This window comes from Allobosea sp. RCC_152_1 (assembly GCF_041360765.1).
GTDB lineage: Bacteria > Pseudomonadota > Alphaproteobacteria > Rhizobiales > Beijerinckiaceae > Allobosea > Allobosea spartocytisi.
Genome location: NZ_JBFUPU010000002.1, coordinates 698,699 through 717,291, shown reverse-complemented (window position 1 = coordinate 717,291; position 18,593 = coordinate 698,699). Strand labels below are relative to the sequence as shown.

Below are 18,593 nucleotides of genomic sequence, written 5' to 3'. Positions count from 1 at the left end.
GCGGCGATATCGTGTCGGTGCATTGCCTCGTTCGAACCCGAACCTAAGCATTTTCTCCCCGATTGTCAGGAGCCTTGACGCTCATGTTCCTCAAAGACCGTACTGCCGCCATTACCGGGTCGACCTCCGGCATCGGGCTCGCCTATGCCCGCGCACTGGCCAAGGAAGGCGCCAATCTCGTCATCAACGGCATCATGCCCCCAGCCGATGCCGAGAAGCTGCGCACCGATCTCGAGCAGGAATTCGGCATCAAGGTGGTGTTCTCGCCCGCCGACATGACCAAGCCCGCCGAGATCGCCGGCTTCATCGCCGAGGGCGAGAAGGCCTTCGGCGCCATCGACATCCTGATCAACAATGCCGGCATCCAGTATGTCGCGCCGATCGACGAGTTCCCGCCGGAGAAATGGGATCAGATCATCGCGATCAACCTGTCCTCGGCCTTCCATACGATCCGCGCCGCGCTGCCGAAGATGAAGGAAAAGGGCTGGGGCCGCATCATCAACACCGCTTCGGCACATGCCTTCGTCGCCTCGCCGTTCAAGAGCGCCTATGTCTCGGCCAAGCACGGCATCGCCGGCCTGACCAAGACGGTGGCGCTCGAGGTCGCGACCAAGGGCATCACCGTCAACGCCATCGCGCCGGGCTATGTCTGGACCCCGCTGGTCGAGAAGCAGATCCCCGACACGATGAAGGCGCGCAACATGACCAAGGAGCAGGTCATCAACGACGTGCTGCTCGACGCCCAGCCGACCAAGGAATTCGTCACGGTCGAGCAGGTGGCGGCGCTCGCCCTGTTCCTCTGCACCGATGCGGCGAAGTCGATCACGGGCGCGACCTTGCCGATCGATGGCGGCTGGACCGCCGCGTGAGCGGGCGCCCGCACCGCCGCTCGGAGCCGGTCAAGGGCCTGGCGGGACCGAAAGCGGAGAAGACCGTCTCGCTCGCCTTGCAGGGTGGTGGCGCGCATGGCGCCTTCACCTGGGGCGTGCTCGACGTCATCCTCGAAGATGGGCGCCTCGGCATCGAGGCGCTGACCGGGACGAGCGCCGGCGCGATGAACGCCGTCGTGCTGGCCGAGGGCTGGCTCGACGGCGGAGCGGACGGTGCGCGCGCCAAGCTGGAGGCCTTCTGGCGGGCAATCAGCGTCGACGGCAAATATGGCGGCTCGGAGCGCTCGCTGATCGACACCATGCTCGGCGCCTGGGGCAATAGCACGGGAACACCGCCGGGCATGCTGTTCTTCGAGATGTTTTCGAAGGTGGCGAGCCCCTACGACGTCAATCCGCTCAACATCAATCCGCTGCGGGGCGTCGTCGCCGACCTGATCGACTTTGAGAAGGTCAGGGCGCAGGACGCCGTGAAGCTGTTCATCGCCGCCACCAATGTGCGAACCGGCAAGATCGCGGTGTTCGACGGCGAGCAATTGACGCCGGACCATGTAATGGCCTCGGCCTGCCTGCCGATGGTGTTCCAGGCGGTCGAGATCGACGGCGAAGCCTATTGGGACGGCGGCTATATGGGCAATCCCGCCCTGTTCCCGCTGTTCTACAAGGCGCATTGCGACGACATCCTGCTCGTCCAGATCAACCCGATCCAGCGGCGGGAATTGCCGACCAAGGCACGGGAAATCCAGGACCGGCTGAACGAGATCACCTTCAACGCTTCGCTTTTGCGCGAGCTGAGGGCGATCGATTTCGTCAATCGCCTCATCGACGACGGCAAGCTGCCGCGCGACGAATACAAGCGCGTGCTGATGCATCGCATCGACGGCGGCCCGCCCCTGGCGGAGCTGACCTCCTCCTCCCGCATGAACGCGGAATGGGACTTCCTGCTCCGGCTCAGGGATATGGGCCGGGCGGCGGCGAAGCGCTGGCTGAAACGCAACTACGACGCCATCGGCAAGGTCGGCACGCTCGACCTGAAGGAGGCGATTACCTGAAGGCTCCGGCTGCCCGGACCTTCAGTCCTCATCCTTCGAGACGCCGCTTTGCGGCTCCTCAGGATGAGGGCTCGATGCATTCGCGGATGGCGCACGCAGCGAATTCTTCGCTTTTCGGCCTCGCACCTGTTCCGTCGCCACCGCTTGCGCCAGACTGGCCCGCAATGCCATTCACCGGAACCTCAGGCTCCCTTTCAGAGAGACGATCATCCCATGCAGAAACTGGTCATCACCGCCGGCCCGTACACCTTCGGCGGAAAGTTCGAGCTCGAGGCGGCCCCGAAGACCTGCGCCGCCTTCCTGCGGCATCTGCCCTTCGTCAGCAAGATCGTCCATGTCCGCTGGAGCGGCGAGGGCGTGTGGATGCCGCTCGGCGATCTCGACTTCGGCGTCGGCTACGAGAACAACACCAGCTATCCCGCGCCGGGGCACATCATCCTCTATCCGGGCGGCGTCAGCGAGACCGAGATCCTGCTCGCCTATGGCGGCGTGCAGTTCGCCAGCAAGGCGGGCCAGCTCTCCGGCAACCACTTCATCACCCTGACCGAGGGGCTGGAGAACCTCTACGCGCTCGGCCGCAAGACGCTCTACGAAGGCGCACACGACATCCGCTTCGAACTCGTCGGCTGAGGGCGGTCAGGCCGCCATCGCGGCGGCGGTCGCCGGCTCGCTGTCGAGCCTCACCGTCATCCCGGGCTTGACCCGGGATCCATGCCGGAGCGCTTCCGGTCGGGGTTCAGGCATGGATCCCGGCCCTCCGCTTCGCTGCGGCCGGGATGACGCTTCAAGCCGCCGTCGAGGTATCCGCCGGCGGTGGCAATTCCGCCCTGGTGTTCGGCTTCTCCCGCATGGCGGGAGCGTCGGCCGGAGGGGCGACATCGGGTCGGGCCTGCGCGTCCGCCGCAGCCTCGCCGTCGCCGCTTCGGGGCGCGCCCGTGGCGGCGTTCAGATTGCCGCACAGCGAGAGCATGGCGCGTGCGATCTCGGCCTCGCCCATGATGGTCAGCGTCGCGCCGCATTTCGTCAGATGCTCGACCTCCGCGTCCGAATGGGCGCGGGCGACGATCGGCAGGGTGGTGTTTTCCGTGCGCGCCTGCTGGCAGACCTGCCCGGCCTCGAAGCTGCCGGGGATGGCGACGAAGAGCCGCGTGGCACGGCCGACCGCGGCGGCCGCGAGCACCTCGGGGTCGGCCGCGTTGCCGATGAGAAGCTCGGCGCCGTCGCGCTTCGCCGTCGCGATGGCGTCCGGGTTGTCCTCGATCACCAGGAGCTTGGCGCCTTGCGCCAGCAGCCCCGCGCCGAGCAGGCTGCCGACGCGGCCATAGCCGACCACCACGATATGGTTCGACAGGCTCGTCGGGATGACGTCGCGCTCCGGTTCCACGGCCGGCGCAGGCTGGGCGGCGGGCGCCGCGGCATCGGCCTCGGGCGCGTCGGCCGCGGGCTTGGGCTTGGCGCCGGTGTCGGCACCAAGCCGGTCGATCAGCGCGAACATCAGCGGGTTGAGCAGGATCGACAGGATCGCGCCGGCGAGGATCAGGTCGCGCCCCTGCGACGGCAGGATGCCGAGGCTGGCGGCGAGGCCGGCGAGGATGAAGGAGAATTCGCCGATCTGCGCCAGCGAGGCCGAGATCGTCAGCGCCACCGCGTTCGAGCGGCCAAAGGCGCGCACGATCAGCCAGGCTGCGACCGATTTGCCGATCAGGATGATGGCGAGCGTTCCGAGCAGCGCCCACGGCGCCCGCAGCAGGATGCCAGGGTCGAACAGCATGCCGACCGAGACGAAGAACAGCACCGCGAAGGCGTCCCGCAGCGGCAGCGTCTCCTCGGCGGCGCGCTGGGAGAGCGGCGATTCCGAGAGGATCATGCCGGCGAAGAAGGCGCCGAGTGCGAAGGAGACGCCGAACAGCGTCGCCGACAGGAAGGCGACGCCGAGCGCGACCGCCAGCACGGCGAGCCGGAACAGCTCGCGGGAGCCGGTATGGGCGACCCAGTGCAGCACCCAGGGAATGACCCTGCGCCCGACGATGAGCATGAAGGCGATGAAGGCGGCGACCTTGGCGACGGTGACGCCGAGTACGCCCCACAGGCCGAGATCGAACTGTGCCGAGAGCGGGGAGGGGCCGCCGGACTGTCCGCCGTTGATCGCACTGGCGACGGCGGGGATCGCGACCAGCGCCAGCACCATCGCGAGATCCTCGACGATCAGCCAGCCGACGGCGATCCTGCCCTTTTCCGTCTGCACCAGCCGGCGCTCCTGCAGCGCGCGCAGCAGCACCACGGTGCTGGCGACCGAGAGCGCGAGGCCGAAGACGAGGCCGGCAACCCAGTTCCAGCCGAGCAGCAGGCCGAGGCCAAGCCCGAGCAGGGTCGCGACCGCGATCTGGGCGATGGCGCCGGGAACGGCGATGGTTTTGACCGACAGCAGATCCTTCAGCGAGAAATGCAGGCCGACGCCGAACATCAGCAGGATCACGCCGATCTCAGCCAGTTCGTTGGCCAGGTTCTGGTCGGCGACGAAGCCCGGCGTGAACGGGCCGGCAGCGACGCCGGCGAGCAGATATCCCACCAGCGGGGAAATGCGCAGTTTCTGGGCGATGGCCCCGAAGACGAAAGCAAGGCCGAGGCCCGCGACAATGATGGCGATCAGCGGGCCGTGATGCATGTCTCTCCCGAAATCCGAACGTAAAAATCAAGCCTGTGGAATGATTTCGAGGATGGGGATTTGCGGCGGCGATTTCAACCGAAAGACGTAGAACCTTTTTGCGTGGGCGGCAGTTTTTTTGGGCGCGGGTCAAAGCGTTCGCCGCGGCGGGAGAGGCCGGCGCGATGCGGGCGGGCGGCGGGGCCGGCCTGGCTCAGGCCCTTGGCTTCTCCAGCAGGATCTGTCCCTGCTTCTCGACGCCGATCTTCAGCTTCTCGGCGAAGACGGCGAGCATCCAGGGCAGCGTCACTTCGACGCGCACCAGGGCGTCCTCGACATCCAGCCGCCCATGGACGGTATGACCGAGCGCCGCGACGCCGAAATACAGGCTGTCGCCTTCCCAGCGCTCCTCGACGAGCTGCATCTTGACCATGCCGAGCCGGTCACGGATGCGGTCGATGCCGCCCCGCAGGCGATCCAGCGCAGCTGCGCGGCCGAGATCATGCGAGATGGTGATCGAGACAGGCTTCGCCATGGCATTCCGGAAGAGGTTTCGGTTCACGGGGCTTGCCTGCACATGGCAACGGCGCTGGAGGATGTCCAGCGCCGGTGCAGCGATCGGCAGGTTTCCGGGCCCGCGCTTCAGATCCGCGCCAGCCCGTCCGAGGCCAAAGAGGCGGATCAGCTCCGCTCGCTCAGCCGCTTCTGACCTGTTTCGGTGACACGCCAGATCGAGCCGTCGGACTTGACCAGGCCGCGGCCTTCCAGAGCGTGAAGCATGGTTTCATCGAAGATGAAATGCCGGGTTTCTTCCTCGATGCTCTCGAGCGCGATCCATTCGGGATCCGAGAGGATGGAGGGATGCGCGATCTGGAGGTGCTGAACGTGCATAAGCGTCTCCTTCTCGTTTGATGCCCCTGTTGCAGGCTCAGATCGCATCCAATCTTGACGCGGTGATGGCCGAAACATCCTGCATCGATGACGGTGCGTTTTTCTGCCTCGGGCGGAACCCATCTTCCGATCGCCGGTTCACCTCGTAACCCTGTCCAGAAACGGAGTGTTCCCGATGGCGATGACCAACAGCTTCCCGCCCGATGTGCCGAAGGATGCGGAGGAGATGCGCGAGGAGGCGGGTGCCACCGTGCGCAGCCTGCGCAGCAAGGCGAGCGAGATGGCCGACAAGGCCGGCGAGGTGGTCAAGGACCATTACACCCGCGCGAAAGAGGCCGTGACCGATGCCGTCAGCGAGGCCGATCCGATGGAGACGGCCCGCCAGGGTGGGCAGGCCGTGGCCGGCGCTGTCGGGCGGCACCCGCTGGCGGCTTTTGGGCTCGGTGCGCTGAGCGTCGGGCTGATCGCCTGGGCTGCCCTGCGCAGCCGTGAGCCTGCTTCGCGCTGGGAACGCTACCAGCCGGATTACGGACGCTGGCGTAGCTGGCTGCAAGACCAGGGATCGGAAGCGGCCGATGCCGGGAACCAGGTGTTGCGGGCCGGCGGCAAATGGCTGCGCTCCCAGCGGGGCCAGGTCGACGACTATGCCGACCAGGCCAGCGACTATGCGGCGCGGGCACGCGGCTATGCCGATCTCGGCGGGCGCATGCTGGCGAAGCGGGCCGAACGCGAGCCGGTGGCGGCGCTGATCGGCCTGGGGCTTGCCGTTTATGTGATCGGTTCGCTGTTGGCGTCTGCCTCGGCCAGCGAACCGGCCACGGCTCCGGCGCGCAAGCGGGCCGCGCGGCGCTGACGTTTTCCGATAGGCCACAAAAAAGTCCTGCGACGCCGAGCGCCGCAGGACCTGGATATCCTGGAAGAAGGAGGTGCCTTCCGAAAGAAGGCGCCTCGCTATCTCACCACCAGTAGCCACGGCGGCCGTAATAACCACGGCCGTAGTAAGCGCGGTTGTCGGCGGCAACGAGGGCGCCGCCGATGACGCCGGCGGCCACGCCGGCCGCAACCGCATTGCCGGTCTCGTTCGAGGCCCGGCGATTCTCGACATAGTTCGCCGAACGGCACTGCTGGTAGGCGCGGGTGCCGGGGCGGAAGCCCTGGGACTCGCAGGTGACTTCGGCGTCGGCCATCGATTCCTGCGCGGTCTGGCAACCGGCGAGAAGAGCGGCCATCGCACCAACGATCAAAATGCTACGCATTATTTATTCCTTTTCAGCCTCCCATTGGCCTGCTGGAGACTTAAGAGCAGCCGCGTTGGCAGGTCAAGAATGGGCATCGTGTTTGAGTTAAGTTCGCACGGCTGTTTTGTGACAATAGTGTCGTATCCGGTTCTTGGCGGGAGGTGGCGAAGGTCTTCCGCTTTGGAGACTTGCAACCGTCAGCCGCCGGAGCATTTCCCGATTGGCGTCGGGCTTGCTTTTGTGTCAAAGCGGCGGATCATGCGTTCGATACCTCCGAGAGAGACCATCCGGCCGTGACGATGAAGCCGCGTTTCCTGATCCTTCTGCCCGTGCTTCTGCTCGGCGCCTGCGCCTACCAGACCTCGCGCACCAGCATCGTGGTGGTCACCAACACGCAGGGCGTGATCGAGAACTGCCAGAAGCTCGGCGAGATCGACGGCGATTCGGGTTTCGGTTCGGTCGTGCCGCTCGACAAGATGCGCGAGCTGACGCTGAACCGGCTGAAGATTCGCGGCGCCGATATGGGCGGCACGCATGTCTTCTCCGACGTCGCCGACATCAAATGGTCGGGCGGCAAGACGACCGGCACCGTCTACAAGTGCAATCCGGGCTAGGGTTTCGCCTCCGGCTGCTACGGCGACGATGCTTTGACGCTTCATTCCTCTCGCTTCCCGCCGATCGCTGGGTGACAGCCCGGATCAAAGCGGCAAAGCGGAACGAAGCCGTCCTTTATTCGAAGGACCGGTGCGGCGAGCGGAGAATCGCGCCGCGAGGCGGGCTCATCCCTTCAGCAGCCATTCGTGCTCGGCCGCGTTGTGGAATTTCCAGCTCCGCTTCGGGCCGGCCATCACGTTGAGATAGTAGAGGTCGTAGCCGTGGCAGGTCGCGCAGGGGTGATAGCCCTTGGGCACCAGCACGACGTCGCCGTCCTCGATCGCCATGGCCTCGTCCAGGCTGCGGTCGTCGGTATAGACGCGCTGGAAGCCGAAGCCCTGCGGCGGGTTGAGGCGGTGGTAGTAGGTCTCTTCCAGATAGGTTTCGCGCGGCAGGTCGTCCTGGTCGTGCTTGTGCGGCGGATAGCTCGAGGTGTTGCCGGCGGGGGTGATGACCTCGACGACGAGCAGCGAATCGGCCGGTTCGGTCTCTGGCAGGATATTGGTGACGTGGCGGGTGTTGGAGCCCTTGCCACGGACCTCCTGACCGAGCTCGTCGGGGCGGATGACGCGCACGGGAAGTCCGCCGCCGAGACCCGGTGCCGTGCAGATGGCGAGTTCCAGATCGGTGGTGGCGGTGACGGACCAGGCGGAGCCTTCCGGGAGATAGACCGACCAGGGCTTGCCCTCGAAGGGGCTCATGCGCTGGCCGAGTTCGCCGAGGCTCTGGCCGCCGGCCGTGGCTTCGCCCTTGCCGGTGACGAAGACGAGGCAGGTCTCGCGGTCGCCGGTCTGCGCCGAAACGGTCTCGCCCGGCTTCAGGCGATGCAGGTCGAAGCCGACATAGGTCCAGCCGGCGCTTTCCGGCGTGACATGGGTGACGCGGCCATGGCTGCCGTTGGGCTTGACCTTGAGACGGGACATCGGTGCTTCCTCAAGCAGTCAGATTCAATCAGGGGCGTCATTCCGGGCGCAGCGCAGCGGAGGCCCGGAATCCATCGTAAAGCGCATCGACCTCCGGTGGATTCCGGATCGGCGCCGCTTTCGCGGCTTGTCCGGAATGACCGTGGAGGATGTTCAGGCCAGCCCGGCTTCCTTGATGAAGCGCACCAGATTGGCATGCCCCAGCTTGGCATAGGCCGCGGGCTCGGCCTTTTTCGGGTCCTGCTCGGCCTCGACCACGATCCAGCCGGAATAGCCCTGCAGTTCCCTGAGCACGCGGACATAGTCGATCAGCCCGTCACCCGGCACGGTGTAGACGCCGGCGAGCACGGATTCGAGGAAGGACCAGTCCTCGCGATTCGAGCGCCACATCACGGCTTCGCGGATGTCCTTGCAGTGAACATGGTGGATGCGCGCCTTCCAGTGGCGGGCGATGCGGGCGGGATCGCCACCGCCCCAGGTCGCGTGGCCGGTGTCGAGCAGGAGGCCGACAACCGGGCCGGTGACGCCCATGAAGCGGTCGATCTCGGCCTCGGTCTGCACGACCGTGCCCATATGGTGGTGGTAGACGAGCTGGAGGCCGTATTCCGCCTTCACCGCCTCGGCGAAGTTGGTGTAGCGCGCGCCGAACTCGTCCCAGCGCGTCTTCGGCAGGACGGGCCTGGCCGAGAGCGGCTTGGCGATGTCGGAATGGATCGCGTTCGAGGTCTCGGCCGCGATCAGGACCGCGCAGCCCATGTCGCGCAGCAGCGTCGCATGGGCCTTCACGGCCGCCATCTCGGCGGCGACGTCGCGGACGAGCAGTTCGGTCGAATACCAGCCGGAGACGAGCGCATGGCCGTGAGCATCGAGGATGGGCTTCAGCTTGGCCGCCTCGCGCGGGAACTTGTTGCCGAGCTCCATGCCGGTGAAGCCGGCTTCGCGCGCCTCCTTCAGGCAGGTTTCGAGCGGAATGTCGCCGCCGATCTCCAGCATGTCGTCATTCGACCAGCCGATGGGGTTCGCGCCGATGCGGATCATGTCAGGGGTCTTTCTCGCCTAGGGAAACGGCTTCAATTGCCGATGTTCTGGTGTTTGCGCAGCTTCTCATAACTCGCCCGCGCCGCGCGGACCTGCTCGCGCTCGCTGACCTCAGGCACCGCGACATCCCACCAGGCGCCGCCGGCCCCCGTCGAGATCAGCGGGTCGGTGTCGATGACGACGACGGTCGTGCGGGTGTTGGCCTTGGCCTGCGCCAGCGCGGCTTCGAGCTCGGCGATGGAGGCCGCCTTCACCGCGATCGCGCCCATGCTGGCGGCGTGGGCGACGAAGTCGATCTCCGGCAGGGTCTCGTGCCGGGCGTCCTTGAGCAGGTTGTTGAAACTCTGGCCGCCGGTCGCGTTCTGCAGGCGGTTGATGCAGCCGAAGCCCCGATTGTCGAGCAGGACGATGGTGAGCTTGAGGCCCAGCATCACCGAGGTCGCGATCTCGGAATTGAGCATCAGGTAGGAGCCGTCGCCGACCATGACGACGACCTCTTCGTCGGGCCGCGCCATCTTGGCGCCGAGCCCGCCTGCAATCTCGTAGCCCATGCAGGAGAAGCCGTATTCGGCATGGTAGGAGCCGGGGGCGCCGGCCTGCCATAGCTTGTGCAATTCGCCGGGCAGGCCGCCTGCTGCATGGAGCAGGATGACGTCGGAGCCCAGCGTGCGCTGGACCGCGCCGATGACCTGGGCATCCGAGGGCAGGGCGGCGTTGCTGGCGCCGGTCGCCTGATCTGCTTCCTTCCGCCACTCGGCCTTGCCGGACTTGGCATTGTTGGTCCAGCTCTCCGGCGCTTTCCAGCTGCCGATGGCATCGGCCAGCTCGGCCAGGCCCTCGCGGGCGTCGGCAACCAGCGGCAAGGCACAGTGCTTGCCGGCATCGAAGGGCTGGACGTTGAGGCCGATGATCGTCTTTCCGGGAGCGCCGAACAGCGCCCAGGAGCCGGTGGTGAAGTCCTGCAGGCGCGAACCGACCGCGAGGATCAAGTCGGCTTCCGCCGCGAGACGATTCGCGGCCGCGGTGCCGGTCACGCCGACGGCCGCCATGTTCAATGGATGATTGTCCGGTAGGGAGGACTTGCCCCCTTGCGTCTCGCAGACCGGAATGCCGGTCGCGGCGGAGAAGCGGGCCAATTCGTCACTCGCGCCGGAATAGAGCACGCCGCCGCCGGCGACGATCAGGGGCTTCTTGGCGGCTTTCAACGCCTCGGCAGCGGCTTTCAGTTCGTCACGGTCGGCGCGCGGACGGCGCGGCGTCCAGAGACGCTCGTCGAAGAAACTCTCTGGGTAATCGTAAGCTTCGGCCTGCACGTCCTGGCAGAGCGCGAGGGTGACGGGTCCGCATTCGGCCGGATCGGTCAGCACCTGCATGGCCCGGGTCAGCGCCGGGATGATCTGCTCGGGCCGAGTGATGCGGTCGAAATAGCGCGAGACGGGCTTGAAGCAGTCATTCGCCGAGATCGTACCATCGCCGAAAGCTTCGACCTGCTGCAGGACGGGATCGGGAATGCGATTGGCGAAGACGTCGCCCGGCAGCAGCAGCACCGGCAGTCGGTTGACATGAGCGAGCGCCGCAGCCGTGACGAGGTTGGTCGCGCCGGGGCCGATCGAGGTGGTCGCAGCCATGAAGCGGCGGCGCATGTGCGCCTTGGCATAGGCGATGGCCGCATGGGCCATGGCCTGCTCGTTATGGGCGCGGAAGGTCGGCAGGCGTTCGCGCTCGTGCCAGAGCGCTTCGCCGAGCCCCGCGACATTACCATGTCCGAAGATCGCCCAGACGCCGCCGAAGATCGGCAGGCGCTCTCCGTCGATCTCGGTCATCTGCGCAGCGAGGAAGCGCGTCAGCGCCTGCGCCATGGTGAGGCGGACGGTGCTCATGATCTGTCTCCGGTCGGGAGTCTTTTTAGCATCGGCTTGGTCCGAAAACCGGTTCCCACTTTTCGGGCCGATGCGCTAGGCCGCCTTGCGGCCGCGCGTGGCAAGCCAGAGGCCGGTCAGCGCCTCGAAACGCCCCGCCATGTCCGCGATGGCCGCTTCGTCGTCGAGCTTGCCCGAAAGCCAGCCTTCCGCCGCATTCATGAAGATGGTGCGGCCCACGGCGAAGCCCTTGACGATCGGAGTGCCGGCCGTGGCGGCGAAGCCGGCCTCCAGCTCCTCGGCGGGAGCATCGAGTCCGAGCAGCAGCACGCCGCGGCACCAGGGATCGTGCCTCGCAATCGTCTTCTCGATCGCGGTCCAGGCGGCGGGGGAGGATTGCGGCTCGAGCTTCCACCAGTCGGGCTTGATGCCCAGCGCGTAGAGCTCTTCCAGCGCGCGGGCGACGGTGTCGGATCCGAGCGGGCCGTTCTTGCCGGCGATGATCTCGACCAGCAATTCGCGGCCGACCTTGCGCGCCGCCTCGAACAGCCCGCGCAGCTTCTCCTGCTGCTCGCGCTTCAGCTCGGGTGCATCGTCGGGATGGTAGAAGCACAGGCATTTGATGCAGTGATCGACCGGCCATTCCGGCAGGAGCGAACCGATATCCTGGCTCGTCTCGAAGCGCAGCGGGCGCGAGCCCGGCAGTTCGACCGGGCGGCCGAGCCAGGAGAAGGGGTGGCGGGCGAATTCGAACAGCGCTTCGCGGCCATGCTTCTCGTCGAGCAGCATGCCATAGCCGGGGCGGCCATCGGCGACGCGGGCCGCGGCCTTGACCGCCAGAACCTTGAAGTCGCGGATGCGGGCCGGGTCGGCACCGAGCTTGTCGGCGAGCTCTTCCAGTTGGGAGCGATGGTCGCAGGCAAATGCCATCAGCGAGGGGATGTCGCGCCGGCGTGTCGTCGCCCAGTGGATGTGGTTGATGTCCTCATCCTTGCGGAGCGCGCGATGCGGGCTGCCGTTCTTCAGAAAATATTGAAGCTCCTCGAAGGTCGGAATCTCCGGCGCGCAGAGCAGGCGCGAAACGGCGAAGGCGCCGCAGGCATTGGCCCAGGTCGCGGCGGTGGCGAGGCTTTCGCCGCCGAGCCAGCCGCGCAGGAAGCCGGACATGAAGGCGTCGCCGGCACCGAGGACATTGTAGACCTCGATCGGAAAACCCTTGCCGACGATGCCGTCCTCCAGATCCTCCGAGATCGCCCCCTCATAGACGATACAGCCCATCGGGCCGCGCTTGAGCACGATGGTCGCGGGCGTCAGCGAGCGGATCGTCTTCAGCGCCTGAAGGAGCTCGCTCTCGCCGGAGGCGATCAGCACCTCCTCCTCCGTGCCGACGATCAGGTCGCAGCCGGGCAGGACCGTCTTCATCCGCTCGGAGACGGCCTGCGAGGCGATATAGCGGTTGTCGCCGGCATCGTGCCCGGCAAGGCCCCAGAGATTGGGTCGGTAGTCGATGTCGAGCACGACCTTGCCGCCGTTCTCGCGCATCAGCCGCATCGCCTTGCGCTGGGCGGCCTCGGGCTTCGGCCGGGCGAAGTGCGTGCCGGTGACGACGACGGCGCGGGCGCGCGCGATGAAGGCCGGGTCGATATCGCCTTCCTCCAGCGCGATGTCGGCGCAGTTGTCGCGGTAGAACAGCAGCGGGAAGGATTTGTCGCTCTCGACCGAGAGGATGGCCAGCGCGGTCAGCCGCTCTGGGTCGGTCTTGAGGCCGTCGAGATTGACACCCTCACGGGCAAGCTGCTCGCGCAGGAAGCGGCCGAACTGCTCGTTGCCGACGCGGGTGAGCAGGGCCGAGCGCAGGCCGAGCCGCGCCGTGCCGATAGCGATGTTGGCCGGGCAGCCGCCGACCGACTTGGCGAAGGAGGTGACATCCTCCAGCCGCGAGCCGATCTGCTGGCCGTAGAGATCGACCGAGGCGCGGCCGATGGTGATGACGTCGAGCGCCTGCGCCGATCCGCTGAGCGGTCCCGTCATATGCTCCTCCCGGCTGCGATGCTTCTCAGGCCGAACGGCCCTGGCTGCCGGCATGAAATAATAATTCCATTATTTCGTCAATGCGGAATGGATATTCCTAGGCTTTTCCGGGCTGGCCGCGGCGGCGGCTCCTGCCGCGGCCGTCGCGGCGCGCCTCGCCGATGCCGACGGTCAGCGCCATCGCCAGCGCCATGGTCGAGGCCAGCGTCCGGAAGCCGCCGAAATCGGCTTCCGCGACCTCGAACCAGAGCTGCGCGAAGCTCGCGAGCGGCGAGAAGGCGCTGTCGGTGATGGCGACGAGCGGCACGCCGCGCTCGGCAAGGCCGCGGGCATCCTCGACGGTGGCCGGCGCGTAAGGCGAGAAGCTGACGACGAGCACGGCGTCTTTCGGCGTGGCGAAGGCGATCATCTCGGGGTCGAGCCCAGCCGCCGATTCGACGAGCTGGTAGCGCACGCCGAGCTTGCCGAGCGCATAGGCGAGATAGCTCGCGACGGGGTAGGAACGGCGGCGGGCGAGGATGTAGATCGTCTCGGCACCGGCCAGCAATTCGATCGCCCGGTCGAGCGTGGCCTCGTCGAGGCTGCGGCTCATCACGTCCAGCGATTTGCGCGAGGCGGTGAGGAAACCGTCGAGAATGTGATGGTTGCCGGCCGGGCCTTCGCCGCTCCGCAAGGTGCTGAGGCGTTCCTCGTAGCTGGAATTGCGCTCGCGCAGGCGCTCGCGGAAGACGCCCTGCAGGCTGGTGAAGCCGTCGAAGCCGAGATGCTGGGCGAAGCGAATCAGCGTCGAGGGCTGGACACCGGCGGAAACGGCGATGCTGGCCGCGGTGCCGAAAGCGATTTCGTCGGGATTGTCGAGCGCATAAGCGGCGATCTGCGCGATGCGTTTGGGCAAACTCTCACGCTGGGCGAGGATCAGTGTGCGCAGGCCGTCGAAATCACGCGGCAGTTCCGTCGTCGCCATATCGCTCATGCGTCGTTCGTGCTCGCGGCGGATTCTCTATGCGCGACAGTTCTGGCAGCGATGACGAAATGGAGCAAGCGTTCCAATGGGGGAATGAACAGTCGATGGGGAGAGGGGGAACGTCATGCTCGGGCCTGACCTGAGCAGCTCTTGACAGGGGCGGTTCCTGCGTCTCTTCCTGCCAGAGATTCTCGAGTCTCCGCTCCGCTTCGCCCGAGAATGACGCGAATACTCTTGTTCAACCCAGCGGAGCGGTGGCGCAGCTCTGGCCGCCATCGACCGGCAGGCAGACGCCCGTGATGAATTTCGCCTCGTCCGAAGCCAGGAAGATCGCGGCGTTGGCGATGTCCCAGGCGGTGCCCATCTGGCCGAGCGGCACCAGCGCATTGCGGGCGGCGACCATCTCCTCGACCGAGGCGTATTGCGAGGAGATCTGCTTGTAGATCAGCGGTGTGTCGATCAGCCCGGGCATGATGCAATTCGCCCGGATGCCCTGCCTGGCATACTGCATCGCGAGCGCGACCGTCGCCTGGTTCACCGCCGCCTTGGTCGCGTAGTAGGCGAAGTACGGATAGCCGGTCCAACGGATGGCGGCGAGCGAGGAGATGTTGACGATGGCGCCGCCGCCACCCTTCAGCATCTCAGGGATCGCGGCCTTAGCGCAGCGATAGACCGAGCCGAGATTGAGCTGGAGCGAGGCCTCGAACTGATCCTCCGAAAGCTCGACCGGGCCGCCCATATGGGTGACGCCGACATTGTTGTGCAGGATGTCGAGCCGGCCGAAATGGCTCACGGTCTCGGCGACGCAGGTCTCGACCGAGGCGAGATCGGTGACATTGGCAGGGAGAGCCAGAGCTTTGCCGCCCTCGCCGGCGATGATCGCTGCGGTTTCCTCGGCGGCCTCGCGATTGAGGTCGATGCAGGCGACGCCGGCGCCCTGGCGGGCATAGGCGACCGCCGCGGCCTTGCCATTGCCCCAACCGGGGCCGGAGGAACCGGCGCCGAAGACGATGGCGATCTTGCCCTTCAGCCGGTCGGCCATGGTGATCAGTCTCTCGATGTCAGAAATATCCGCGGGTCATCCCGGACAAGCGGCGAAGCCGCGCCGATCCGGGATCCATGCCTGAACTGTTCCGGCATGGATCCCGGGTCTCCGCTTCGCTCCGCCCGGGATGACCCGCGTGTGGTGGTGGCAGAGATCAGCTCAGCGAGCTGCCGACGGCCTTCTCCAGGATCGCCCAGGCCTCGTCGCCGTATTTCTTCTTCCATTCGGCGTAGAAGCCGGCCTTGCGCAGCGCCTCGCGGAAGGCATCGGCCTTTGTCTCGTTCGCGACCATGCCCTTGGCGACGAGTTCGCCCTGCACGTTGGCATTGAGCTTGGCGACGTCGTCGCGCTCGAGCAGCGCGGCGGCGTTGATGTTCTTGGCGACGATGGCGCGCAGGTCTTCCGGCAGCTTCTCCCAGGCGCGACGGTTCGCCAGGAACCAGAAGCCGTCCCACATATGGTTGGTCAGCGAGAGGTACTTCTGCACCTCGAACAGCTTCGCGGTCGAGATGATCGCGAGCGGGTTCTCCTGGCCGTCGACGATCTTGGTCTGCAGCGCGGTGTAGACCTCGGCGAAGTTGATCGAGGCCGGGGCCGACTGGAAGGCGGTGAACATCGAGGTCCAGAGCGGCGAGACCGGCACGCGGATCTTGAAGCCCTTGAGGTCGTCAGGCGTGGCGACCGGGCCCTTGGACGAGGTGATCTGGCGGAAGCCGTTGTCCCAGATCTTGTCCATGACGACGAGATTGGCCTTGTTGATCTGGCCGCGGACATAGGCGCCGAGCTCGCCGTCCATCGCCTTCCAGACGGCGTCGTAGTTCGGGAAGGCGAAGCCGATGCCGGAGAGCGAGGCGTTGGCGACCAGTGTCGAGAGGATCAGCGGCGAGAGCGTGAAGAACTCGACGCCGCCCGAGCGCACCTGGCTCAGCATGTCCGTATCGGAGCCGAGCTGGTTGTTCGGGAAGATCTGGATGTCGACGCGGCCCTTGGTCTCTTCCTTGATCTTGGCCACAGCCTCGTTGGCGCGCATGTTCATCGGGTGCGCGACGGGCAGGTTGTTGGCGTATTTATAGGTGAACTCGGCGGCCTGGGCGTTGGCGCGGCCGATATGGAAGGTGCCGATGGCGGAGGCGGCGGCTGTCGCCTGGAGCAGGGTACGGCGCGAGATGGTCATGGGCGTTTTCTCCTTGAGAGCGTCTGTTGTTTGTTTCTTGTGGTTGGCGGTGAGCTTCACAGCACCCAGGTCGAGAGGCCGGGGACGAGGGCGATGACGACGAGGCCGAGGAGGAGCGCGATGAGATAGGGCCAGATCGCGCCCATCGCCTCGTCCGGCGAGACGTTGCCGATCTTGCAGGCGATGTAGAAGCCGATGCCGATCGGCGGCGCCATCAGGCCGATATTCATCGCAGTGACCACGACCATCGCATAGTGCACGTCGTTGATGCCAAGGCTCTTGGCGATCGGGAACATCAGGGGCGCCAGCAGCACGATCGCCGGCAGGCCCTCCAGCACGCAGCCGAGGATCATGAAGACGACGATCGACACCGCCATGAAGCTGAGCCAGCCGCCGGGCAGATGCGCCATGAAGCTGGCGAGGTCGCGGGCGAAGCCGGTCTGGGTCAGGGCCCAGGCCATGGCGAGCGCCGTGCCGAGGATCATCAGGATGGCGCCGGAGAGCGCCGCCGTCTCGACCAGCATCGCGTAGAACTTGCGCGGGCCGATGCCGCCATAGAGCACGATGCCGATGACCAGCGCGTAGAGCACCGCGATGGTCGAGACTTCGGTCGCGGTGGCGACGCCGCCGCCGACTGCGGCGCGGATGATGAAGGGCAGGACGAGCGCGGGAGCGGCGACGAGCGCGACCTTGCCGATCACCGCGAGCGGGGCGCGGCGCACGCCTTTCATGTCCTCCGCCGCTGCTTTCCAGCGGGCGAGGCCGGCGAGCGCCACCAGCAGCACGCCGGCGATGACGAAACCGGCATTGAACAGGCCGGCGATCGAGACACCGGCGACCGAACCGAGCACGATCAGCACGATCGAGGGCGGCACGGTATCGGCCATCGCTGCGCCGGTGGAGAGCAGTGCGATCAGGTCTTTGGGCTTGTAGCCGCGCCGCTTCATCTCGGGGAACAGCGCCGGGGCGACGGTCGCCATGTCCGAGACCTTCGAGCCCGAGATGCCGGAGACGAGATAGAGCGAGCCGAGCAGCACATAGGACATGCCGGCTCGGACATGGCCGAGCAGCGAGGCCAGGAAATCGACGATCGCCTTGCCCATGCCGGTGGCGTCGAGGATGCAGCCGAGCAGGACGAAGATCGGCACGGAGAGCAGAATGAGGCTCGACATGCCCTCGTCCATGCGTCCGATCATCACGAGCATCGGGACGTTGGTCGAGAAGGCGAGGAAGGCGAGCGTGCCCAGCCCGAAGCAGAAGGCGATCGGCACGCCCGCGACGAGGCAGGCGGCGACGACGCCGATCAGGAAGATCAGGATGTTGTAGTAGCCGAGGCCCTTGAGCGTCGGCCCGAGCAGCCAGAAGGCGAGGCCGAAGCCGCCGATGATTGCGGCCGCAGCGGCGATGTCGACGAGGCGCGCGGTCTTGAAGAGATAGCGCAGGGTCAACAGCCCCATCAGCACGATGCCGACGGCGATGGCCGAGACGCGCCAGCTCACGGGGATGTTGAGCGCGGCCGAGGTGACGTAGCTTTCCTCCACCGCATATTCGATGGCCGGATCGACCATCGCGGCCAGGAAGGCGGCGACGGCGGTCAGCGCCAGCGTCTCGACGAATTCGCGCAGGCGTGCCGGCATCATGCCGACGAAGAGGGTCAGGCGCAGATGCTCGTTGCGGTCGACGGCGATGGCGGCGCCGAGCATGGCGAGCCAGATGAAGGCGATCGAGGCGACCTCGTCGACCCAGACGAAGGGCAGCGCGAAGACATAGCGCGAGACGACGCCGAGCAGCAGCACGCCGATGATGAAGGCGACCAGCGCGGCCGCGACCATCTCGACCGGGCGCATGATGGCGGAGCCCGGGCGCGCATCCGCGTTCTCGCTCAGGTTCTCAGGAATCGTCAGGGTATCGGCGATGTCGCTCATGAGCCGGCCTCAGCTGCCGGTCGTAAGATCGTCGCGCGTCCTACCGGACGCGACGTGACGATCTAGCCTTTTGCTTTGGCATCGGATTCTCCCGAAAAGCGCGTTCCGCTTTTCGGTCCGATGCTCAAGGCGCAATCCGCCTGTGATGCAGGATGCCCAAAGGGCCATCGTTCCGTTCCTCCCTTCGCGCCGATCTTGTGTGTCGCCGGCGTCGATTGTGGTCCACACTGTGAATAGCCAGACAGCGGGACGGCGGGCAGATTACACG

Annotated in this window: 17 protein-coding genes; 5 read left to right on the top strand and 12 right to left on the bottom strand. The window is 66.4% G+C overall.

Features of this window, described 5'->3' with window-relative positions; translation table 11 throughout:
* The first annotated feature begins 83 nt into the window (after positions 1-83).
* The 3 genes from AB6806_RS09855 to AB6806_RS09845 all read left to right on the top strand — a co-directional run bounded on the left by AB6806_RS09855 (position 84) and on the right by AB6806_RS09845 (position 2,569).
* On the top strand, positions 84-869 hold the full coding sequence (locus AB6806_RS09855; protein ID WP_038359726.1) for a 3-hydroxybutyrate dehydrogenase: 786 nt from the start codon (positions 84-86) through the stop codon (positions 867-869).
* Positions 866-1,939 carry a patatin-like phospholipase family protein gene (locus AB6806_RS09850; protein WP_142021982.1) on the top strand — a complete coding sequence of 358 codons (1,074 nt, stop codon included), beginning with the start codon at positions 866-868 and terminating at the stop codon, positions 1,937-1,939. Before AB6806_RS09855 ends, AB6806_RS09850 begins: the two co-directional genes overlap by 4 nt.
* Before the next feature lie 213 nt (positions 1,940-2,152).
* The gene (locus AB6806_RS09845; protein WP_112761495.1) at positions 2,153-2,569 is read left to right on the top strand and encodes a DUF3830 family protein; all 417 of its coding nucleotides are present in this window, start codon (positions 2,153-2,155) and stop codon (positions 2,567-2,569) included.
* Positions 2,570-2,723: 154 nt separating this feature from the next.
* On the opposite strand, the gene ybaL is transcribed toward AB6806_RS09845, so the two are convergent.
* The 3 genes from ybaL to AB6806_RS09830 form a co-directional block, all read right to left on the bottom strand.
* On the bottom strand, positions 2,724-4,604 hold the full coding sequence (ybaL, locus tag AB6806_RS09840; RefSeq protein WP_081925197.1) for a YbaL family putative K(+) efflux transporter: 1,881 nt from the start codon (positions 4,602-4,604) through the stop codon (positions 2,724-2,726).
* Positions 4,605-4,797: 193 nt separating this feature from the next.
* The gene (locus AB6806_RS09835) at positions 4,798-5,118 is read right to left on the bottom strand and encodes a polyhydroxyalkanoic acid system family protein (RefSeq protein WP_038359722.1); all 321 of its coding nucleotides are present in this window, start codon (positions 5,116-5,118) and stop codon (positions 4,798-4,800) included.
* A gap of 146 nt (positions 5,119-5,264) precedes the next feature.
* Positions 5,265-5,474 carry a hypothetical protein gene (locus AB6806_RS09830; protein ID WP_038359720.1) on the bottom strand — a complete coding sequence of 70 codons (210 nt, stop codon included), beginning with the start codon at positions 5,472-5,474 and terminating at the stop codon, positions 5,265-5,267.
* A 175-nt stretch (positions 5,475-5,649) separates the two neighbouring features.
* On the opposite strand from AB6806_RS09830, the gene AB6806_RS09825 reads away from it, so the two are divergent.
* Positions 5,650-6,327, top strand: a complete 678-nt coding sequence (locus tag AB6806_RS09825; RefSeq protein WP_142021981.1) for a hypothetical protein — start codon at positions 5,650-5,652, stop codon at positions 6,325-6,327.
* Between the two features lie 103 nt (positions 6,328-6,430).
* Here AB6806_RS09825 and AB6806_RS09820 read toward each other — a convergent pair whose 3' ends face one another.
* The gene (locus tag AB6806_RS09820) at positions 6,431-6,661 is read right to left on the bottom strand and encodes a hypothetical protein (protein WP_370954525.1); all 231 of its coding nucleotides are present in this window, start codon (positions 6,659-6,661) and stop codon (positions 6,431-6,433) included.
* Between the two features lie 344 nt (positions 6,662-7,005).
* Here AB6806_RS09820 and AB6806_RS09815 point away from each other — a divergent pair, with 344 nt between their 5' ends.
* On the top strand, positions 7,006-7,326 hold the full coding sequence (locus tag AB6806_RS09815; RefSeq protein WP_142021980.1) for a DUF4156 domain-containing protein: 321 nt from the start codon (positions 7,006-7,008) through the stop codon (positions 7,324-7,326).
* 165 nt (positions 7,327-7,491) lie between these two features.
* Here AB6806_RS09815 and iolB read toward each other — a convergent pair whose 3' ends face one another.
* From iolB to AB6806_RS09775, 8 genes are all read right to left on the bottom strand, one after another.
* On the bottom strand, positions 7,492-8,289 hold the full coding sequence (gene iolB / locus AB6806_RS09810) for a 5-deoxy-glucuronate isomerase (RefSeq protein ID WP_142021979.1): 798 nt from the start codon (positions 8,287-8,289) through the stop codon (positions 7,492-7,494).
* A 153-nt stretch (positions 8,290-8,442) separates the two neighbouring features.
* Positions 8,443-9,327, bottom strand: a complete 885-nt coding sequence (gene iolE, locus AB6806_RS09805; protein ID WP_142021978.1) for a myo-inosose-2 dehydratase — start codon at positions 9,325-9,327, stop codon at positions 8,443-8,445.
* Positions 9,328-9,359: 32 nt separating this feature from the next.
* On the bottom strand, positions 9,360-11,210 hold the full coding sequence (gene iolD, locus AB6806_RS09800; protein WP_370954656.1) for a 3D-(3,5/4)-trihydroxycyclohexane-1,2-dione acylhydrolase (decyclizing): 1,851 nt from the start codon (positions 11,208-11,210) through the stop codon (positions 9,360-9,362).
* 72 nt (positions 11,211-11,282) lie between these two features.
* On the bottom strand, positions 11,283-13,217 hold the full coding sequence (locus tag AB6806_RS09795) for a bifunctional 5-dehydro-2-deoxygluconokinase/5-dehydro-2-deoxyphosphogluconate aldolase (RefSeq protein WP_370954524.1): 1,935 nt from the start codon (positions 13,215-13,217) through the stop codon (positions 11,283-11,285).
* Positions 13,218-13,314: 97 nt separating this feature from the next.
* Positions 13,315-14,190 carry a MurR/RpiR family transcriptional regulator gene (locus tag AB6806_RS09790; RefSeq protein WP_370954523.1) on the bottom strand — a complete coding sequence of 292 codons (876 nt, stop codon included), beginning with the start codon at positions 14,188-14,190 and terminating at the stop codon, positions 13,315-13,317.
* A 229-nt stretch (positions 14,191-14,419) separates the two neighbouring features.
* Positions 14,420-15,223: an SDR family NAD(P)-dependent oxidoreductase gene (locus tag AB6806_RS09785; RefSeq protein ID WP_370954522.1), complete on the bottom strand. Its 804-nt coding sequence runs from the start codon at positions 15,221-15,223 to the stop codon at positions 14,420-14,422.
* Between the two features lie 157 nt (positions 15,224-15,380).
* The gene (locus AB6806_RS09780) at positions 15,381-16,400 is read right to left on the bottom strand and encodes a TRAP transporter substrate-binding protein (RefSeq protein WP_112764717.1); all 1,020 of its coding nucleotides are present in this window, start codon (positions 16,398-16,400) and stop codon (positions 15,381-15,383) included.
* A 56-nt stretch (positions 16,401-16,456) separates the two neighbouring features.
* Positions 16,457-18,325 carry a TRAP transporter large permease gene (locus AB6806_RS09775; protein WP_142021973.1) on the bottom strand — a complete coding sequence of 623 codons (1,869 nt, stop codon included), beginning with the start codon at positions 18,323-18,325 and terminating at the stop codon, positions 16,457-16,459.
* Positions 18,326-18,593 lie beyond the last annotated feature (268 nt).

Excerpts from the sequence above, each read along its gene's own strand:
- AB6806_RS09845 (WP_112761495.1), top strand. The coding sequence starts at position 2,153 with ATGCAGAAACTGGTCATCACCGCCGGCCCGTACACCTTCGGCGGAAAG.
- AB6806_RS09795 (WP_370954524.1), bottom strand. The coding sequence starts at position 13,217 with ATGACGGGACCGCTCAGCGGATCGGCGCAGGCGCTCGACGTCATCACC.
- AB6806_RS09825 (WP_142021981.1), top strand. The coding sequence starts at position 5,650 with ATGGCGATGACCAACAGCTTCCCGCCCGATGTGCCGAAGGATGCGGAG.
- AB6806_RS09790 (WP_370954523.1), bottom strand. The coding sequence starts at position 14,190 with ATGAGCGATATGGCGACGACGGAACTGCCGCGTGATTTCGACGGCCTG.
- AB6806_RS09775 (WP_142021973.1), bottom strand. The coding sequence starts at position 18,325 with ATGAGCGACATCGCCGATACCCTGACGATTCCTGAGAACCTGAGCGAG.
- AB6806_RS09780 (WP_112764717.1), bottom strand. The coding sequence starts at position 16,400 with ATGACCATCTCGCGCCGTACCCTGCTCCAGGCGACAGCCGCCGCCTCC.
- iolB (WP_142021979.1), bottom strand. The coding sequence starts at position 8,289 with ATGTCCCGTCTCAAGGTCAAGCCCAACGGCAGCCATGGCCGCGTCACC.
- AB6806_RS09835 (WP_038359722.1), bottom strand. The coding sequence starts at position 5,118 with ATGGCGAAGCCTGTCTCGATCACCATCTCGCATGATCTCGGCCGCGCA.
- AB6806_RS09830 (WP_038359720.1), bottom strand. The coding sequence starts at position 5,474 with ATGCACGTTCAGCACCTCCAGATCGCGCATCCCTCCATCCTCTCGGAT.
- ybaL (WP_081925197.1), bottom strand. The coding sequence starts at position 4,604 with ATGCATCACGGCCCGCTGATCGCCATCATTGTCGCGGGCCTCGGCCTT.
- AB6806_RS09855 (WP_038359726.1), top strand. The coding sequence starts at position 84 with ATGTTCCTCAAAGACCGTACTGCCGCCATTACCGGGTCGACCTCCGGC.
- iolE (WP_142021978.1), bottom strand. The coding sequence starts at position 9,327 with ATGATCCGCATCGGCGCGAACCCCATCGGCTGGTCGAATGACGACATG.
- AB6806_RS09785 (WP_370954522.1), bottom strand. The coding sequence starts at position 15,223 with ATGGCCGACCGGCTGAAGGGCAAGATCGCCATCGTCTTCGGCGCCGGT.
- AB6806_RS09820 (WP_370954525.1), bottom strand. The coding sequence starts at position 6,661 with ATGGCCGACGCCGAAGTCACCTGCGAGTCCCAGGGCTTCCGCCCCGGC.